General features: G+C 62.8%; 21 protein-coding genes. 7 read left to right on the forward strand and 14 right to left on the reverse strand.

Annotation, left to right across the window (positions count from 1 at the left end; genetic code table 11):
- Window positions 1-88: 88 nt before the first annotated feature.
- Genes JHX87_RS01930 through JHX87_RS01940 form a run of 3 tightly spaced genes read left to right on the forward strand, consistent with a single transcriptional unit; the run spans window position 89 to window position 2,891 of the window.
- Window positions 89-961, forward strand: a complete 873-nt coding sequence (locus JHX87_RS01930; RefSeq protein ID WP_271884769.1) for an ABC transporter permease — start codon at window positions 89-91, stop codon at window positions 959-961.
- On the forward strand, window positions 958-1,779 hold the full coding sequence (locus tag JHX87_RS01935) for an ABC transporter permease (protein WP_271884771.1): 822 nt from the start codon (window positions 958-960) through the stop codon (window positions 1,777-1,779). The genes JHX87_RS01930 and JHX87_RS01935 overlap by 4 nt, the downstream gene beginning before the upstream one ends.
- Window positions 1,776-2,891: an ABC transporter ATP-binding protein gene (locus tag JHX87_RS01940; protein WP_271884772.1), complete on the forward strand. Its 1,116-nt coding sequence runs from the start codon at window positions 1,776-1,778 to the stop codon at window positions 2,889-2,891. Before JHX87_RS01935 ends, JHX87_RS01940 begins: the two co-directional genes overlap by 4 nt.
- On the opposite strand, the gene JHX87_RS01945 is transcribed toward JHX87_RS01940, so the two are convergent.
- Genes JHX87_RS01945 through JHX87_RS01970 form a run of 6 tightly spaced genes read right to left on the reverse strand, consistent with a single transcriptional unit; the run spans window position 2,888 to window position 7,896 of the window.
- Window positions 2,888-3,229 (reverse strand): MmcQ/YjbR family DNA-binding protein, encoded by a 342-nt coding sequence (locus tag JHX87_RS01945; protein WP_271884774.1) that lies wholly within the window; start codon window positions 3,227-3,229, stop codon window positions 2,888-2,890. The two genes, JHX87_RS01940 and JHX87_RS01945, sit on opposite strands and share 4 nt — an antisense overlap.
- Window positions 3,226-4,566, reverse strand: coding sequence for a cytochrome P450 (locus JHX87_RS01950; RefSeq protein ID WP_271884776.1), 1,341 nt, complete (start codon window positions 4,564-4,566; stop codon window positions 3,226-3,228). The genes JHX87_RS01945 and JHX87_RS01950 overlap by 4 nt, the downstream gene beginning before the upstream one ends.
- Window positions 4,563-5,756, reverse strand: a complete 1,194-nt coding sequence (locus JHX87_RS01955; protein ID WP_271884777.1) for a hypothetical protein — start codon at window positions 5,754-5,756, stop codon at window positions 4,563-4,565. The genes JHX87_RS01950 and JHX87_RS01955 overlap by 4 nt, the downstream gene beginning before the upstream one ends.
- 57 nt (window positions 5,757-5,813) lie before the next feature.
- On the reverse strand, window positions 5,814-6,500 hold the full coding sequence (locus tag JHX87_RS01960) for a M48 family metallopeptidase (RefSeq protein ID WP_271884778.1): 687 nt from the start codon (window positions 6,498-6,500) through the stop codon (window positions 5,814-5,816).
- A gap of 47 nt (window positions 6,501-6,547) precedes the next feature.
- Window positions 6,548-7,729 (reverse strand): vWA domain-containing protein, encoded by a 1,182-nt coding sequence (locus JHX87_RS01965; RefSeq protein WP_271884779.1) that lies wholly within the window; start codon window positions 7,727-7,729, stop codon window positions 6,548-6,550.
- Entirely contained in the window at window positions 7,729-7,896 is a 168-nt protein-coding gene (locus JHX87_RS01970; protein ID WP_271884780.1) for a hypothetical protein, read from the reverse strand. Before JHX87_RS01970 ends, JHX87_RS01965 begins: the two co-directional genes overlap by 1 nt.
- A 107-nt stretch (window positions 7,897-8,003) precedes the next feature.
- Here JHX87_RS01970 and JHX87_RS01975 point away from each other — a divergent pair, with 107 nt between their 5' ends.
- The 3 genes from JHX87_RS01975 to JHX87_RS01985 are packed head-to-tail and all read left to right on the forward strand — an operon-like array spanning window position 8,004 to window position 10,049.
- The gene (locus JHX87_RS01975) at window positions 8,004-8,426 is read left to right on the forward strand and encodes a Fur family transcriptional regulator (RefSeq protein ID WP_271884782.1); all 423 of its coding nucleotides are present in this window, start codon (window positions 8,004-8,006) and stop codon (window positions 8,424-8,426) included.
- Between the two features lie 60 nt (window positions 8,427-8,486).
- Window positions 8,487-9,659: an E22 family MetX-like putative esterase gene (locus tag JHX87_RS01980; RefSeq protein ID WP_271884784.1), complete on the forward strand. Its 1,173-nt coding sequence runs from the start codon at window positions 8,487-8,489 to the stop codon at window positions 9,657-9,659.
- A 27-nt stretch (window positions 9,660-9,686) separates the two neighbouring features.
- Window positions 9,687-10,049, forward strand: a complete 363-nt coding sequence (locus tag JHX87_RS01985; RefSeq protein WP_271884786.1) for a YigZ family protein — start codon at window positions 9,687-9,689, stop codon at window positions 10,047-10,049.
- A 206-nt stretch (window positions 10,050-10,255) separates the two neighbouring features.
- Here the strand turns inward: JHX87_RS01985 and JHX87_RS01990 are convergent, their stop codons facing one another.
- Window positions 10,256-10,864: a helix-turn-helix transcriptional regulator gene (locus tag JHX87_RS01990; RefSeq protein WP_272833805.1), complete on the reverse strand. Its 609-nt coding sequence runs from the start codon at window positions 10,862-10,864 to the stop codon at window positions 10,256-10,258.
- Window positions 10,865-10,991: 127 nt separating this feature from the next.
- On the opposite strand from JHX87_RS01990, the gene JHX87_RS01995 reads away from it, so the two are divergent.
- A complete protein-coding gene (locus JHX87_RS01995; RefSeq protein WP_271884788.1) occupies window positions 10,992-11,630 on the forward strand; it encodes a hypothetical protein in 639 nt (212 codons plus the stop codon).
- A gap of 156 nt (window positions 11,631-11,786) precedes the next feature.
- Here the strand turns inward: JHX87_RS01995 and JHX87_RS02000 are convergent, their stop codons facing one another.
- Genes JHX87_RS02000 through JHX87_RS02030 form a run of 7 tightly spaced genes read right to left on the reverse strand, consistent with a single transcriptional unit; the run spans window position 11,787 to window position 17,023 of the window.
- Complete coding sequence (locus tag JHX87_RS02000; protein ID WP_271884790.1) at window positions 11,787-12,509, reverse strand: cytochrome c biogenesis CcdA family protein; 723 nt, start codon at window positions 12,507-12,509, stop codon at window positions 11,787-11,789.
- On the reverse strand, window positions 12,502-13,158 hold the full coding sequence (locus JHX87_RS02005; protein ID WP_271884791.1) for an HAD-IA family hydrolase: 657 nt from the start codon (window positions 13,156-13,158) through the stop codon (window positions 12,502-12,504). Before JHX87_RS02005 ends, JHX87_RS02000 begins: the two co-directional genes overlap by 8 nt.
- Window positions 13,155-13,754 (reverse strand): recombination mediator RecR, encoded by a 600-nt coding sequence (gene recR / locus JHX87_RS02010; protein ID WP_271884793.1) that lies wholly within the window; start codon window positions 13,752-13,754, stop codon window positions 13,155-13,157. The genes JHX87_RS02005 and recR overlap by 4 nt, the downstream gene beginning before the upstream one ends.
- An 8-nt stretch (window positions 13,755-13,762) precedes the next feature.
- Window positions 13,763-14,107: a YbaB/EbfC family nucleoid-associated protein gene (locus JHX87_RS02015; RefSeq protein ID WP_271884795.1), complete on the reverse strand. Its 345-nt coding sequence runs from the start codon at window positions 14,105-14,107 to the stop codon at window positions 13,763-13,765.
- A gap of 28 nt (window positions 14,108-14,135) precedes the next feature.
- A complete protein-coding gene (locus JHX87_RS02020) occupies window positions 14,136-14,717 on the reverse strand; it encodes a hypothetical protein (RefSeq protein WP_271884797.1) in 582 nt (193 codons plus the stop codon).
- A gap of 3 nt (window positions 14,718-14,720) precedes the next feature.
- The gene (locus JHX87_RS02025) at window positions 14,721-15,218 is read right to left on the reverse strand and encodes a hypothetical protein (protein ID WP_271884799.1); all 498 of its coding nucleotides are present in this window, start codon (window positions 15,216-15,218) and stop codon (window positions 14,721-14,723) included.
- A complete protein-coding gene (locus JHX87_RS02030; RefSeq protein WP_271884801.1) occupies window positions 15,215-17,023 on the reverse strand; it encodes a DNA polymerase III subunit gamma/tau in 1,809 nt (602 codons plus the stop codon). Before JHX87_RS02030 ends, JHX87_RS02025 begins: the two co-directional genes overlap by 4 nt.
- Window positions 17,024-17,108: the final 85 nt, after the last annotated feature.

The raw sequence follows: 17,108 nt of genomic DNA on the forward strand, positions 1-17,108 counted from the left end.
GGCGAATAAAAACCTCTTCCCATCTTGTTCATCCTGTGGAAACTATTGCGATAACAATCGCGAATAACGCGTATCAGGGTAGGTGACCATGGCCAAAGCCAGTTGGGACAAAGAAGCACGTCAGGGTCTGACCCTGATATCGCCGCCGTTTCTCTATGCCCTTCTTGTGCTTGCCGCACCGATCCTGACCATCCTGACCTACAGCTTTCTGACCGACGGCTATCTGACCGTGCTGTGGGAATTCACCTGGGACAATTACATCTATGCCTGGACCGATCCCATCGTCCGGCTGGTGATGATCCGATCCCTTGGGGTGGCGGCGCTGGTCACGCTGGTGACGGTGCTGCTGGCCTTTCCGGTCGCCTATTACGTCAGCTTCATGGTCCGGCCCGAACGGAAATCGATGTGGCTGTTCCTGATCACCATTCCCTTCTGGACCAGCTATCTGATCCGGGTTTTCCTGTGGAAGGTGATCCTGGGCTATAACGGGGTCATCAACTCGACCCTGACCGGGCTGGGCATCATCGATCAGCCGCTGACCTTCATCCTGTATAACGTCAACTCCATCGTGCTGACGCTGGCCCATGCCTATGCGCCCTTTGCGATCCTGCCGATCTTCATCGCGCTGGAAAAGATTGACCGTTCCCTGCTGGAGGCCGGGCGCGATCTGGGGGAAAGCAAGGCCATGACCTTCTGGCGCGTCACGCTGCCTTTGGCCATGCCGGGGGTGATCGCGGCGACGATGATCGTCTTTATCCCGACCATCGGCGATTACGTGACGCCCGAACTGATCGGCGGCGGCAAGATCCCGATGATCGCCAACCTCATTCAGGTGCAGATGCTGGCGCTGGATGACCGGCCCAAGGGATCGGCGCTGGCCGTCAGCGCCATGCTGATCGTGGCCATCGTCTGCCTGATCTTCCTGTTCCTCAACCGGCGTTTCCTGAAGGTGCGGCAATGAGCAATCGTCGTTTTCAGGGCAGCGGGCTGCGCATCTATACGGTGCTTTACCTGCTGTTCCTTTATGCTCCGATCATCCTGCTGCCGATATTCGCCTTTAACTCGGGCACGATCATCGCCTTTCCGCTGGAAGGCTTCACGATGAAATGGTTCGACCAGATGGTCGGCAATGCGACGCTGCGTCAGGCGCTGTTCAATTCGCTGACGATTGCGGTCTCTGCCTCGGTGCTGGCGACCTGTCTGGGGGTCTTCGCGGCCCGTGCCTCGACCCGGTTCGAATTCCCCGGCAAAAGCGGCATCATGGGCTTTATCATGCTGCCGATGGTTCTGCCCGAAATCATCGTGGCCATGTCCCTTCTGGTGGTGCTGCTGGGCATGGGGATCCAGCTGTCGATCCTGACCGTGATCGTCGGCCATACGCTGATGTGCATGCCCTATTCCATCGCGGTGCTGTCCACCGCCTTCGGAACGCTGGACAAATCGCTGGAAGAGGCCGCCTATGACCTTGGCGAAACGAAATGGAGCGCGTTCCGGCTGATCACCGTGCCGCTGGTCATGCCGGGCATCATCTCGTCCCTGCTGATCTCGTTCACGATCAGTCTGGATGAATTCATTATTGCCTTCTTCCTGGCGGGCAATCAGCCGACCTTGCCGACCTATATCTTCAGCCAGCTGCGCTTCCCCAAGGCGATCCCGATGATCATGGCCCTGGGGACGGTGCTGGTTGCCCTGTCCATCATCCTGCTGGCACTGGGTGAATATTTCCGCCGCCGCGGCAATGCGCGGATCGGCGCCAAACCTACCGGGGGCTTCCTGTGAGCGATACTGCCAAGCCGATGATCGAATGCCGTGATCTGAACAAGTATTACGGCGATTACCACGCCCTGCGGGACATCGATCTGACCATCAATGCGGGCGAGTTCTTTTCGCTGCTGGGCCCGTCGGGCTGCGGCAAGACCACGCTTCTGCGCACCATCGCCGGGTTCGAGGATATCAGCTCTGGCGTGGTGATGATCGACGACAAGCATATGGAGGACGTGCCCGCGAACAAGCGGCCCACCAATATGGTGTTTCAGTCCTATGCCATCTTTCCCCATCTGACGGTGGCGGAAAACGTGGCCTTTGGCCTGCGCCGCGATCCGCGCAGCAAGGCAGAGAAAGCCGCCGCGGTCGAAGAGGCGCTGACCATGGTGGGGCTGAAGGGCTTTGGCGGGCGAGCGGCCCATGCGCTGTCCGGCGGGCAGCGACAGCGTGTGGCGCTGGCACGGGCGCTGATCCTGAAGCCCAAGGTGCTGCTGCTGGATGAACCGCTATCGGCCCTGGACCGCAAGATGCGGGAACAGATGCAGGTCGAGATGATCAAGCTGCAGCGGCAGGTCGGCATCACCTTTGTTCTGGTCACCCATGATCAGGAAGAGGCGCTGGTCATGTCCGACCGCATCGCCGTCATGTTCGAGGGCGAGATCGCCCAGCTTGACGGGCCCGAGGCGCTTTATGCCCGCCCGTCGACCCGTCGCGTCGCGGATTTCATCGGCGTGATGAATTTCCTGCCGGCCAATGTGCTTTCGGATTCGGGCGACAGCGTCTCGGTCGAGGTCGCCGGGCTGGGCAGGGTCGATCTGCCGCAGAAACAGGTCAGCCGCGCCAATCCGGATGATGACGGCCCGACCATCGGCTTCCGGCCAGAGACCATGACGATTGTCGGCGCGAACCAGACGCATTCGCAAACGCATGAGACAGATGCCGTGATTGATGAGGTCGTCTATTACGGCGACATGACCTATTACGATCTGCGGCTGGAAGGTCCGGGCGGTTCGGCGTCGAAACCGGTGCGGATCTCGATGCGGAACCTGTTCGGACGCGATGTGCCCGATGTCGGCACCCGCGTGCGCGTGGCCTGGTCGCCGGGATCGCTGGTTCTGTTCCGCTAGAAATCTTTCAGCGTGATCTGAAGTTTTTTCGGTAACGCCTTGCGAATGATGCGGTAACTGGTCTCGATCCGGTGGCGAAGCTCATCTTCAGGGGCGTTTAGCGGCAGTTCGACCCAACTGCGATGGAAATAGGCTGCGCGACGGGCGGGGCCGGCCTCGATCAGCATTTCGGCGGTTTCGATGCTGTCGGTCTTGACCGCCACGGCCTGATTGACCGCGCCTGTGACGGAGAACATCTTGCCGCCGACCTTCCAGCAATCATGCCCGCCACCCCAAGGGTCTGAGCGTTCGGCACCGGGCAAATCGGCGCAGATGCGGTTCACTGTCTCGCGGCTCATTCCGGCCTCCGGCGTTCCAGCCGGATCAGGATGCCGTCGCGTCCGCGCACGGTCAATCGCGCGACCGGAACCGGGGGCGTGTCACCCGGGGACAGGCGAAAGGCAGCGCAGATCCGCGCCAGCATGGTCACGCCCTCGATCATCGCGAAACCCGCTCCGGGGCAGACGCGCGGCCCGGCAGAGAAGGGAATGAAGGCATCACGCGCGCTGGCCTTGCCTTCGGGGCTGGCCCACCGGCCAGGATCGAACTCATCGGGCCGGTCCCACAGGCGCTGATGGCGGTGCAGATGCCAGGGCGACAGCACCAGCTGCGCCCCGCGCGGCACCCTGCGGTTGCGGAAACGCGCGTCCTGCGCGGCTTCGCGCACCATCATCGGCACGGGCGGATACAGCCGCAGCGCCTCGCGATAGACGGCGCGGGTGGCGCGCAACCGGCTTAGCGACGCCAGATCGGTCAGCGCCGCAGCCTCGGCCGCGACCCGGTCCTGCCAGTCGGGATTGCTGGCCAGCAGCCACAGCGCCCAGGCGATCGAGGAGGCGCTGGTCTCATGCCCGGCCAGAAAGAAGATGGCGATCTGATCGACCATCTCTGCCTCGGTAAAACACCTGCCGCTGTCGGGGTCGGGGGTGGTCATGATCCGTGTCGCCAGATCGTCGGGCGCCGTGCCATCGCGGATCGCCTTGGCGCGGCGCTGGACAAGCGTATCGATCAGGCCCCGGATCTCGGCGGCGCTGCGGCGGGTGCGGGCGGAATGCCAGCGCGGCATCCAATCGGGCAAGGGTAGCAGCGCGGCCAGATTGACGATGGGCTGCGCGTCCTGATGGGCGCGAAAGGCGGCAAAGACGCGGGCGGCCAGGTCATGTTCGATGGGCATCGAGAACATCGCCCGAAAGATCGCATCCGCCGTGCCAAGGCTGGTCAGCGGCTCGATATCGACCTGCCCCTGTGGCAGATGCCCGACCAGCGCGCGGGCCGCATCGTCGATGGCATGAAAGGCCTCGCGCAGGCGCCCGCCTTCGAAAGCGGGGTCGATGATGCGGCGCTGAAACGCCCATTCGGGGCCGTTGGTCACAAAGACCGATTTGCCCAGCAGCGGGGTCAGCCCTTCGCGCAGGCGGTTCGATTTCGGAAAATCGCCCGGACGCTGTTGCAGGATCAGCCGCACCAGTTCGGGATCGTTGCAGAAAAAGCTGTGGATCAGCGGATTGCGATATTCCGCCATCCAGGCGCGGTACAGCCGTTCGGGCAGCGCCGACAGCAAGTCGCGCCGGAAACCGCGGATATAGCGCAGCAGGCTGGCGCGGCCCTTTGCCGTTTCGGGGCGCGGCGGGATCATGGCAGGCCCGGCCCGGCGGGGGTGGTGATGCGTCCGGGCGAATGGCTGCGATGCCCGAAGCGCTGCGACAGGGTTTTCGGCCCGCAGGTGATGGCGAAGTAATCGTAATCGCCCGGTCGATCGAAGGCGCAGAGATATTGGAAATGCAGTTTGAACCAATGACCGCGCAGGGCGCGCTGCCGTTCGGCGGATAGGGTCTGGCGATAGGCTGCCGAGATGACCAGCGGCCAGCGCTGATCCGGCCCGGCGACGCCCGTCACCGCCACCGGATCGCAAAGCGCAAAGCTGCAGGCATCGCCGGGCGCGGTCACATCCAGCCAGAACAGATCCGCGCATTCCGACAGCCAGGCCAGATCGGCGCGCAGCCGCTGCGCCTTTGGCAGAAACGCGGCCATCGGCACCACGTGGCCCAACGTCAGCAGCGACAGCACCGGCGCGCCTGCCGGCAAGGGCTCGTCGCGCAGCAGGTCGGCCAGCGCAGAGACCGCGATATAGGCGCCCGAGGAATGGCCGACGATCAGCACCTCATCGACATCTTCGCGCAGCGCGGTGCGGATCCGCGTCACAAATTCCGTGATTTTCTGTTCCAGTTCAGGCGGGTAGGCGCCGTTCAGCTTGGCCGTAAAGGCGTAGTCATGCATCAGGTAATAGGCGAAAATCCGGTGATCCTGCGATCTGAACGCCCACAGCGTGGCCCCGCAGATCGCCACCGCGACCAGCCAGCCAAGCCATGCCAGACCGCTCAGCGGGGCCAGCAGCCACCCCGCCAGCCATCCCAGCAGCAGCCCCGCCAGCAATTGCAGGATCAGCACGACAATCGGATACAGCGCCGCCAGCACCGGCCCCCGCCGCAGCCTGATCAGCCGGAACAGCGCGCCAGAGGCGATATAGGCCCACGCGGTCTGCAGAAGCTGGCGATAGGTGCCGGGGATCCCTGCCACCATTGAGGCCTGAACCAGATCCGCCCAGGGCAGAACCTCGAACCGGGTCTCGGCCGGACCATCGGGAAAGTCAGCCGAGGCCGCCCAGCCGAACCTGCCCGCCGCAGGCTGTCCCGCCATCCGCAGCGCATAGCCCGAGATCCGCGCCTGATCTTCGGATTCACGGCGAAACAGCTCGCGATAGCGTCGGGGCGGGAAGGGATCGAAGCCCGGAAGATACAGGACCAGACGTCGGAAAGGGCGCGTCATAAAGGGCTTACCGGGGCATCGGAAGGAAAAGGAACCGTGGCGGAACGTGTAAACAGATCAAGGGGTTGTCCAGCGCCGCTCATGCGCTTCGATGGCGGCGATCCGCTGGGCCGCCGGCGGATGGGACAGGAACCAGGCGGGGGTGGTGCCGCGCCGTCCGCCGGTCCAGCCTTCCAGCTTGCGAAACAGCGATTTCTGCGGTTCGGTGCCCAGTCCCGCCTTGACCATCAGCGCGCTGGCAAACAGATCGGCCTCGAATTCATCCTGCCGCGACAGTCGGGCCGAGACTGCGGAGGCGACAAGATTGCCGATCCAGACCCCGATCCCCGGCAGAAAGCGGCCCAGCACCCCCGCCAGCGTCAGGCGGATCGCGTTATGCCCGGCGAAATCGATCATCCGGCGTTTGCTGTGGCCATGGGCGACATGTCCCAGTTCATGCGCGATGACGCTGGCCAGTTCTTCGGGGCTGACCTCTCCCCTGTCCAGCTTGCGCAGAAAGCCACGGGTCAGGAAGATCCGCCCGTCCGGCGCGGCCAGACCGTTGATCGGCTCGATCTCGTAAACATGCGCCTGCACCGCCGGCAGGTCCATCGCCGCACCCAATTTCGTCAGCATGGGCGTCAGACGGGGATGCTGCAGGACCGAAGATTTCTCGGCCAGTTCGCGCTTCAGCCGCCATGCGGAAAAGAACCACATCAGCGCCATGTAGCCGAAGAGAAGCAGAAGGGGTGTGAACTTCAACATGGGAATAATGTGGAGAGGGTCAGGCCCCGCGTCAATCGCGCAAACGCCTAGCCCAGCACGCGCATGGCCTGTGTCAGGCCTTCCAGCGTCATGGGCATCATCCGGTTCTCGAAGATCTGGCCGATCATGCCGATGGATTGGGTATAGCGCCAATGCGTCTGCGGCACCGGGTTCAGCCAGATGTGATCGGGCCACGTCTCGCAGGCGCGGCGCAGCCAGACCTCGCCCGATTCCGGGTTCCAATGCTCATTCGCGCCGCCGGGCATGGCGATCTCATAGGGCGACATCGAGGCATCGCCCACGAAGATGCATTTATAGTCGCGGCCAAAGCGATGCATGATGTCCCATGTGGCGGTCTGTTCGGTCCAGCGGCGGTGATTGTCGGTCCAGACGCCCTCATAGAGGCAGTTATGGAAATAGAAATGTTCCATATGCTTGAATTCGGCCCGCGCCGCGCTGAACAATTCGTCCACGATGCGGATATGGTCGTCCATGCTGCCGCCGACATCCAGAAACAGAAGCACCTTGACGGCATTTCGCCGCTCGGGCCGGGTCTGGACGTCGATATAGCCGTGATCGGCAGTGGCGCGGATCGTCGCGGGCAGGTCAAGCTCTTCTGCGGCGCCATGGCGCGCCCATTGCCGCAGCCGTTTCAGGGCCACCTTGATATTGCGGGTGCCCAGTTCGACATTATCGTCAAAGTCGCGGAATTCGCGCTTGTCCCAGACCTTGACCGCGCGACGGTGGCGGCTTTCATGCTGGCCGATCCGCACGCCTTCGGGGTTATAGCCATAGGCGCCGAAGGGGCTGGTTCCCGCCGTGCCGATCCATTTATTGCCGCCCTGATGGCGGCCCTGCTGCTCGGCCAGCCTTTCGCGCAGCTTCTCCATCAGCGCTTCAAAGCTGCCGCTGCCCTGGATCTGGGCCTTTTCCTCATCGGTCAGCAGCTTTTCGGCCAGCTTTTCCAGCCATTCCTGCGGGATGGCCTGTTCGGTGACCAAAGCCTCGGTCGGGATCTGTTCCACCCCGGCAAAGGTCTCGGCAAAGGCGCGGTCGAAGCGGTCGATATGGCGTTCGTCCTTGACCAGGACCAGCCGCGCGAAATGGTAGAACCCATCGGCGGACCAATCGGCCACGCCCGCCTGCAGGCCGCCCATCAGATCCAGCCATTCCCGCAGCGAGATCGGCACCCCGTGCCGACGCAGGCTGTCAAGAAATGGCAGGAACATCAGAAGACCATCCGGTCAAGAAGAACCGTGACGAACAGGCCCAGCACGGAAAAGATCAGCGCGAAGACAAGGGCATATTGGATCCGGTCGCTACGGTTGCCGCCCACCTTGCCGGCGCGGCGCCAGCCAAGGAATGCGCCGATGACAAGTGCTGCGATAAGGATCATCCTGGCCTTCCGGGTTATTCTGTGATGCCAACGCAGATAGCCGCTGACAGCGACCGGCGCAACCTTCTGCAGTTGCAACTGGCCCGGCGATCGGGCATCTAAACCGCATGAGCGAAGAGCGGGCAACACAGTTGGAACAGGCCTTGCGGGCGGCCGGCGTACGTGTGACGCGGCAGCGTGCGGCGCTGTTGCGCGTCATCGCGGCCAGCGACGATCACCCGGATGCCGCAGAATTGCACGCCCGCGCCGAGAAAGCCGGGGTCGGGGTGTCGCTGGCGACCGTCTATCGCACCCTGACCACCCTGCAGGCCCAGGGCGTGATCGAGAAGCTGGAATTCCAGGGAGAGCCCGCCCGATGGGAGGCCGCCGATCAGACCCATCACGATCATATGATCGATCTTGATACCGGCGAGGTGATGGAATTCACCAATGAGCGCATCGAAAGGCTGCAGGCCGAGATCGCGGCCGAGATGGGCTATGACATCGTCCATCACCGGCTGGAGCTTTACGTCCGCCGACGCCGGGATTAGCGGCTGGACAAGCCGGGCGCGGCACCGTTTCATATGCTCAATTGAAATGGAGGGAAGCCGATGCGCCTGATCCTTTGCACCGTCGCCATGCTGGCCGGACCGGCCATGGCCTATGAGCCGCTGGTCCAGAAACAGGAATTCACGCTGACCGATTTCGTCACTCGCGGCGGCGAGACGATCCCCGAAATGCGGCTGGGCTATGAAACCTATGGCACGCTGAACGAGGCGCGCGACAATGCCATCCTGATCCCGCATTTCTTCAGCGGCAACAGCCATGCGGCGGGGCGATATTCCGCGGATGATCTTGCGCCCGGCTATTGGGACGCGCTGATCGGGTCGGGCAAGGCCATCGATACGGATAAATGGTTCGTCGTCTCGGTCGACAGCCCGGTCAATCTGGGCGCGAATGATCCCAATGTGATCACCACCGGCCCGGCCAGCATCAATCCGGCGACGGGCGAACCCTGGGGCATGGATTTCCCGATCATGACCATTGGCGATTTCGTCGAGACGCAGAAGGGGCTGATGGATCAGCTGCAGATCCCGAAATGGCATGCGGTGATGGGTGCCTCGATGGGGGGCTTGCAAAGCTTCGAATGGGCGGCGCGCTATCCCGACCGGCTGGAACGGGTGATCCCGGTGATCGCCTCGGGCTGGGCGGATGCCGGTCTGATCGCCTGGCTGGATGTCTGGGCGGCGCCGATCCGTCTGGATCCGAACTGGAATGGCGGCGATTATTACGATGCCGAGCCGCCCGAGGCCGGGTTGGCGCAGGCGCTGAAGATCGTGTCCCTGCAGGCCAATTCCGCAGAATGGGCGAATGCCACCTTCGGGCGCAGTTGGGCCAAGCCGGATGCCGATCCGGGGCAAAGCTGGGACAATGACTATATGGTGGTGGACCGGCTGAACATGGCCGGCGCCACGCGGGCGCGGACCTCGGACGCGAACCACTTCCTTTATCTGGTGCGCGCCAATCAGCAATTCGTCGCGGGCCATCCGGATGGCAACCTGTTTCAGGGCCTGCTGGATATCGACGTGCCGGTGATGCTGATCCATACCGATGAGGATCTGGTCTTTCCCGGCAATGCCGTGCGGGAAACCGGCGCGATCATCAAATCCGACGGCACCCCGGTGAAGATCGTCGAGCTTGAGGGGACGAATGGCCATCTGGACGGGCTTGCGAACCTTGCCCAGGCCGAAAAGCAGATCAAGAGTTTTCTGGAGGAAGAATGACCCTGTGCCGTTTCCTCAGGGCGCGTGATGCAGGTCTTTGACAAGATCATCTCGGACCGGGGATCGCGCTATGCGGTATCGGGCGGGCCAGCGCGCGACCGGGCCGGGGTCGAGGCCCTGCTGGCCGAGTTGAAGCGGAACAAGCGCTTCGCCAAGGCCACCCATCACAGCTGGGCCGCCATTCTGAGCGGAGAGCCGGTCAAGGATGACGATGGCGAATCCGGCGCTGGACAGTTGATGCTGCAAATGCTGGAGCGCGCGGATCTGCACGATCACGTCATCATCGTGACCCGCTGGTATGGCGGCAAGCACCTGGGCGGCGACCGCTTCCGCCACATCGCCGATGCAGTGCGCCATTACCTGTCCGAGACCGGGCTTGGGCAGGGCTGACGCTGGTAGCCGCTGGATAGTGACCATGGGACGTCGAAATATCATTGGGCAGAAGGTGAAAATCTCGACGCCAAACCGAGATTGCCTCTCAGATGCCGAACGCCGCGTGCCGCCGCGATAGCGAACGTTCAGGCAGCGCGCGGCGAAGGTTTAAAATGAGCCAAATTTGACCGATGCTGCGGGAAGTGTGAATGACCGCTACGGAGTTACAAACTTCTCAGGTAGTCTGCAAACTCTTTGCCCTTTTCCTTCTTGAATACATCGCCCGTTTCGCTGACTGAAACGAGACGGTCCAATCTGAAGTTTCTGAAGCTTTGCCTGAGTTCACACCATCCGGTGAGTATCCAAACAGTTTCGAACGCGGTCAGCCCAAGTGGTCTGACGACACGCTCGCTCCGGTTTTCGTGAACATCCTCATAAGATACGGCCAGCTTTTTCCTGTGTCTGATTGAGGTTCTGAGGGCACTCAAACCCGAAGCGGCATCTGATTTATTCGGTCCGCAAACAGCCAACAGTGGTTGTTGCAGGTGCTGCCGGTCCTCCGACAAGACGGTTTCGATCTTACCCAAGAGCCGATACGCGGCTTGCCCAAGGGCATCATCGCCACGCGCCGTAACCATTCGAACACCCAAGAGCAACGCATCGAGCTCGTCTGCATCGAAATGCAGTGGCGGCAAAAAAAAGCCTGCCTCGATTTGATAGCCGATGCCACCCTCACCCCGAATGGGCGCGCCCATGGACTGCAGGGTGGCGATGTCGCGATAGATGGTTCTTACCGAAACCTTCAGGTCGGCGGCGAGCGTATCTGCGGTCATCGGCGTACGCCGCCCGCGCAGATAATCAAGGATCGAAAAAAGTCTCGTAGTTCGCATCACCACCCTGACAGTAATTGTCAATCTTTTCCAATAGAACGCCAGTCAGCATCAATTGAAAGGACTTTCTATGCTACGAAAAAACATTGGCCCGGTGACAGTGATGGGATTTGCGCGGTACTCTGCCAAGCCTGACGTTGATCCTGCGGACCTAATTGCAGCCACCCGGCTTTGGCAGAGGGATTTTCTGGCGCATCAACCGGGTATCGCTATGCATTGCTTTCTCGGAAACCTGAAAGGTGAGTTTGCGGACGCAATTCTTGCGACCGATGAAGCCTCATTTATCGCTATGGCGCAGGAACATCCCAACGCCCCCTCCACGCGACCTGTCATGGATTTACTCGACAGAGACAGTATACGACTGACCAAAAACAACCTGCTTGGTGGACCTGTACCGTTGCCGGTTGAGTTCTCTTGCGTCGAGTTCGGCACATTCACGCCAAAGGACCTTAAGTCGTTCTCAGAAGAGGCATTGCTGGATGCATCCAGCAACGTCGAGAGTGCTTACCTTGCGAACTTTGATGAAGCGAAGTCCCACTTCGTTGCTCGGGTAGATGAGAGCATCTACTCGGAAATCGCCTTCGTAGAGACATCGGGCGCAGCTCGTGAAATCTGTGGGGGATACATGGACAACAAAGACTGTACCCCCATGCTGGAGATGTTCGATCCGAAGTCAGTAGATTTGGATTTCTGGCACGTATTGGCTTAAATGAACCTAAGCTGCCGTTGGTGTGCCAGCAACTAACGGCAGCAAAGTCCGCACTGCCGACGCTCGCGCTAGTCGCAGCGAAATGCCGGTTTGGCTGTCTGGTCCTGTCCGGGTAGTGCTTCTGGAAAGATGGGCAGGGCTACTTGCTGTCGTTGATCAAAGCAGCATCCCAGACCAGTCGGCCTGCCGCAGCAGCCAGCCTGCCATCGCGGGCAGGGTATCGCTGGCGATCAGCAGCGCGAACAGGATCAGCATCGCTCCGCAGGCCCGCTGGACATGGCGAAAGGCTCGCCTGTGTCGCGCGATCCGGTCAAGCGCCGGTCCGGCCATTGCCGCGATGGCGACAAAGGGCAGCGTCATCGCCAGCCCGTAGCTCAGCAGCAGCGTGGCGCCACGCCAGGCGCTGTCCTCTAATGCCGCCAGAAACAGGATCGCGGTCAGCGTCGGGCCGATGCAGGGCACCCAGCCAAAGCCGAAGGCAAGGCCCGCAAGCCAGGCGCCGCCCAGCGAGGCGGGCCGGGCTGGCGCAAAGGGCTGACCGTGGCGGGAAAGCCGGGGCAGGGGCAGCGCGCCCATCAGATGCAGGCCTAGAATCAGCAGCATCGCGGCGGCCAGATAGCGCAGCGGGTCGCGCCATTCCAGAAAGATCCGGCCCGCCGCGCTGGCCCCCAGACCCATCAGCACGAAGATCGTCGTCACCCCGGCGGCAAAGCCACAGGCCCGCATGATCAGCCCGCGCCCGCCGCGCCCCGCCCTCAGGTCCTGCGGGCCGAGCCCGGTCAGGTAGCACAGGTAGAAAGGCAGCATGGGCAGGATGCAGGGCGACAGAAAGGCCAGAAGCCCGGCCAGCACCGCCGCGGGATAGGTGAGATCAGCCACGCGCGGCGATCTGGTCCAGAAGCCCGGGAAACTCGCGCCAGTCGTCGAAGGCCTGCACATCCTCGATCGGCCGGGGCTGATGCGCGCCACCGCGATAATGCAGCACCCGCATGCCTGCGGCGCGGGCAGCGGTCACGCCTGCGGCGCTGTCCTCGATCACCAGACAATCGGCGGGATCCGTCTGCATCTGCTGCGCGGCAAACAGGAACAGATCCGGCGCGGGCTTGCCCCGGTCGACCTGAGAGGCGGTGAAGACATTCGGGCCAAAGACATCGGCCAGTTGCAGCGGCGACAGCGTCCGGGCGACCCGTTCCGGCGCCGAAGAGGTCGCCACGCAAGAGGGTATGCTCAGCCGGTTCAGCATCACGGTGAAACCCGGCGTCGTGCGCAGATCCTTTTCAAAGCGCCGCGCCAGTTGTGCGCCGTAATCCTGCTGAAACCCTTCGGGCAGGCCGCGACCGAAACGTGCCTCCAGTTTCGAGGCCATCGACAGGTAGCTTTGACCCAGAAAATCGCGCTGCACATCGTCAAAGGTGATCTGCATGCCAAGCGCCGACAAATCTTCGACCAGCAGATCGGCGGCCAGCCTTTCGCTGTCGGCAATGACCCCGTCGCAATCGAAGATGATCAGCTTGACCGGGGCCGTCACAGCTTTCTCCGCGCGCGCAGGGCGGCGCTGATCGTGCCGTCATCCAGATAATCCAGCTCTCCACCGATCGGCACGCCCTGGGCCAGCCCGGTGACGGTAATGCCGCTGCTGTCCAGCGCATCGGCGATGTAATGGGCGGTGGTCTGGCCATCGACGGTGGCGTTCAGGGCCAGGATCACCTCGGACACGCCCTCGCGCGTGACGCGGTCGACCAGCGCGGGAATGCCCAGATCCTCGGGCCCGATCTCATCCAGCGCCGACAGCGTGCCGCCCAGCACGTGATAGCGGCCGCGAAAGACATGGCCGCGTTCCAGCGCCCAGAGATCCGCCACATCCTCGACCACGCAGATCTCGCCGCTGGCGCGGGCGGGATCGGTGCAGATCGCGCATTCGTCGCGGTCGGTGATATTGCCGCAGGTCAGGCATTCGCGCGAATTCACCGCCACGCTGTCCAGCAATTGCGCAAGCTGGGACATCTGCCCGCTGCGCTTGCGGATCAGATGCAGCACGATGCGCCGGGCCGAGCGTGGCCCAAGCCCCGGCAGCCGCCCCAAAAGCGCGATCAGCGCCTGAATATCGTCGCTGCCCTCGGCCATGCGCCGGATCAGAAGGGCAGTTTCATATCGGCGGGCAGACCCAGTTCCTGCGTGATGCGGGCCATTTCGGACTGCATCTTGTCCTGCGCGCGCTTCTGGGCGTCCTTGATGGCTGCCAGGATCAGATCCTCGACCACTTCCTTTTCGCTGGGCTGAAAGATCGAGGGATCGATCTCCAGCGCGGTCAGTTCGCCCTTGGCGGTGGCCGTGGCCTTGACCAGACCGGCGCCGGATTCCCCGATCACCGTGACGGTGGCCAGATCGTCCTGCATCTTCTGCATCTTGTCCTGCATCTCTTTGGCGGCCTTCATCATCTTGGTCATGTCGCCAAGTCCGCCCAAACCCTTCAGCATTCTTTCTCCTTTCGGCGTTTCCGCGCCGTTATTGCATTTCCAGCCGCGCGGGGAATGTCAGCATTTCGCGCTTGATCGCAAAGGTGACTTCGCCCGTCAGATCGGTGCCGTCCAGCGTGAAAACGCCAACCGCGTCATTATAGCGGAACTGCACCGTCCTGCCATTCACGCTGACATGATAATCGCCGCTGCATCTGTCATCATAATAGATCGACAGGCAGTTTTTCGTCGGATCGCGATACTTGATCGTATAGGCCCGCATCGGGGCCGCGCGGATTTCGTTGTAATGCGCTTCTGACAGGCCAGAGCGGTCCAGAAGCCTGATGGTGACCGCGTTATTCGCCGCCAGATCGTAGTAAAGCGCCGCTGACTGGATGTCGACGGTCGCGGTCTTTCCATCCTCGATGGCGCGTTTGCGCACGGCGGGCTGTTCGGAACAGACCAGCGTGGAAAAGGCCACGATGCGGTCAACCGGATCGGCCTCGGTATTGTTGAGGGTGGCGAAATCCTCTTTCAGCTGGATCGGGTCGATCTCTTGATAGCGATCGCAGGCCAGCGCCGGTGCGGCGGCAAAGAGGGCAAGGGTCAGGCAGCAGGCAGACAGGCGCATGGGTTACTCCGGAACAGAAAAACGTGCGTAGTCGTTCGAGCTCTCTTCAAAGCCGAGAAAGGTGACCCGACATCCCGGGTCGATCTCTTGCGGTTCATGCTGGCCCAGCCTGAGATGTTTGTCACCCCGTCGCAGATAGACCGCATCGCCAAGACCAGAGCCGCGCTTGCGGAAGGTGACGACATAATCGATGCCGCAGAAATTGTCGCTGTCATGGGCCATGACCCGGATCTGTTTCATCGCGCCGCTGCGATCTTGTCCGGGTTGCGGATCGGGTGCCGTCGGGCGGGTGTCCTGCACTGGCGCCACGGGGGCTTTGGCGGGATCGATTGGCGTGGGCGGTGCCGTATCCTCGGCCCCTCCGATCCAGCTTGCGGCCTTCCTGGCGAAAGCCGGGATCTGGCCGTCTTCGGTCGCGACAATCACCGCGACCAGCACCCCGATGGCCGAGACGAGCAGCGTGGCCCAGCGATAGAAACCTCCGCCGGACTGTCTGCTCATGCCTCATCCTCGAAAGGATCCCATTCCTCGACCTCGGCCACGGGACCGTCGCTGTCATGGGGATTGACCGCGCCTTCGGCGTCGATTTCCGCGACCGCCTCTGGCTTGGGTGCCGCGCGAGAGACCTTTTTCAAATCGGCCCCCGGAAAGGCTGCCAGCACCTGCTGCACGATCGGCAGTTCCAGCGCGCGGGCGCGCATCGCCTGTTCCTCGGCCGTTCGGGTTTCGGCGATGGTGGGCTGGCCGCCGCTATTGGTGACACTGACCGCCCAGCGATTGCCACCGGTCCAGCCACGCAGGCGTTCGCCCAGACGCTGCGCCAGATCGGCGGGGGCGTTCCCGCGCGGCTCGAACTCGATCCGGCCGGGGCTGTAGCGGACCAGCGCGACATGGTTTTCGACCTGCACCAGCAACAGCATGTCGCCCATGCGCCGGATCAGTTCCAGCACCGAGGCGAAATCGGGATAGGCGGCAAAGGCATCGGGCGACAAGGCCAGCGCAGTCGCGGCCCCGTTCGGCTGGGCGGCGACACCGGCGGCGATACTGGGGGCGGGACGCGCGGCGCGCGGCGCCTGCGACGGCGCGGCGCCTGGGGCTGCGCCCTGACGCGCGAAATCGCCTGCGGCCTGCGCCTGCTGCACCTTGCGGATCAGCGCCTCGGGATCGGGCAGATCGGCCACATGGGTCAGACGGATGATCGCCATCTCGGCCGCCATCATCGCATTGGGCGCGGCCGAGACCTCTTCCAGTGCTTTCAGCAGCATCTGCCACATGCGGGTCAGCACGCGCATGGGCAGCTTTTCCGACAGGTCCTGCCCGCGACTGCGCTCATCGGGGGAAATCGTCGGGTCTTCGATGGCGCCCGGCGTGATTTTGACCACGGAAATCCAATGCGTGATCTCGGCCAGATCGCGCAGGACCGCAATCGGGTCGGCGCCATCGGCATATTGCGCCTGCAATTCGGTCAGCGCGGCTGCCGCATCGCCGCGCAGGATCATCTCGAACAGGTCAATCACGCGGCCACGATCAGCCAGCCCCAGCATGGCGCGCACCTGATCGGCGCTGGTTTCGCCCGCGCCATGGCTGATCGCCTGATCCAGCAGGCTGGTCGCATCGCGGGCGCTGCCCTCGGCCGCGCGGGTGATCAGCGCCAGCGCGTCATCGGTGATCTGCGCCCTTTCCGCCGTGGCGATCTTGCGCAGCAGGGCGATCATCACCTCGGGCTCGATCCGGCGCAGGTCGAAACGCTGGCAGCGCGACAGCACGGTGACCGGCACCTTGCGGATTTCGGTCGTGGCAAAGATGAATTTCACATGCGGCGGCGGTTCCTCCAGCGTCTTGAGCAGCGCGTTGAACGCGCTGGTCGAGAGCATGTGCACCTCGTCGATGATATAGATCTTGTAGCGCGCGCTGGCCGCCCGGTAATGTACGCTTTCGATGATCTCGCGGATATCGCCCACGCCGGTGCGGCTGGCAGCATCCATTTCCAGCACATCGACATGGCGGCCTTCGCTGATCGCGACGCAATGTTCGCAGACCCCACAGGGCTGCGTCGTCGGCCCGCCCTGACCATCGGGGCCGATACAGTTCATGCCCTTGGCGATGATCCGCGCGGTGGTGGTTTTGCCGGTCCCGCGAATGCCGGTCATGATGAAGGCCTGGGCGATGCGGTCGGCGGCAAAGGCGTTTTTCAGCGTGCGGACCATGGCATCCTGCCCGACCAGATCGGCAAAGGTCTCGGGCCGGTATTTCCGGGCAAGCACTTGATAGGTCGGCGCGGGTGCGGCGTCGTCGCTGGCAGGCATTCTGTCGTCCGTCTGAGGGTCGCAGAAAGACTAATCCGCGTGGCGGCAGGGAACAAGGGCGCGAAATGGGAAAGGGCGCCGCGGG

Origin of the sequence: Paracoccus fistulariae (genome assembly GCF_028553785.1) — a bacterium.
GTDB classification, from domain to species: domain Bacteria; phylum Pseudomonadota; class Alphaproteobacteria; order Rhodobacterales; family Rhodobacteraceae; genus Paracoccus; species Paracoccus fistulariae.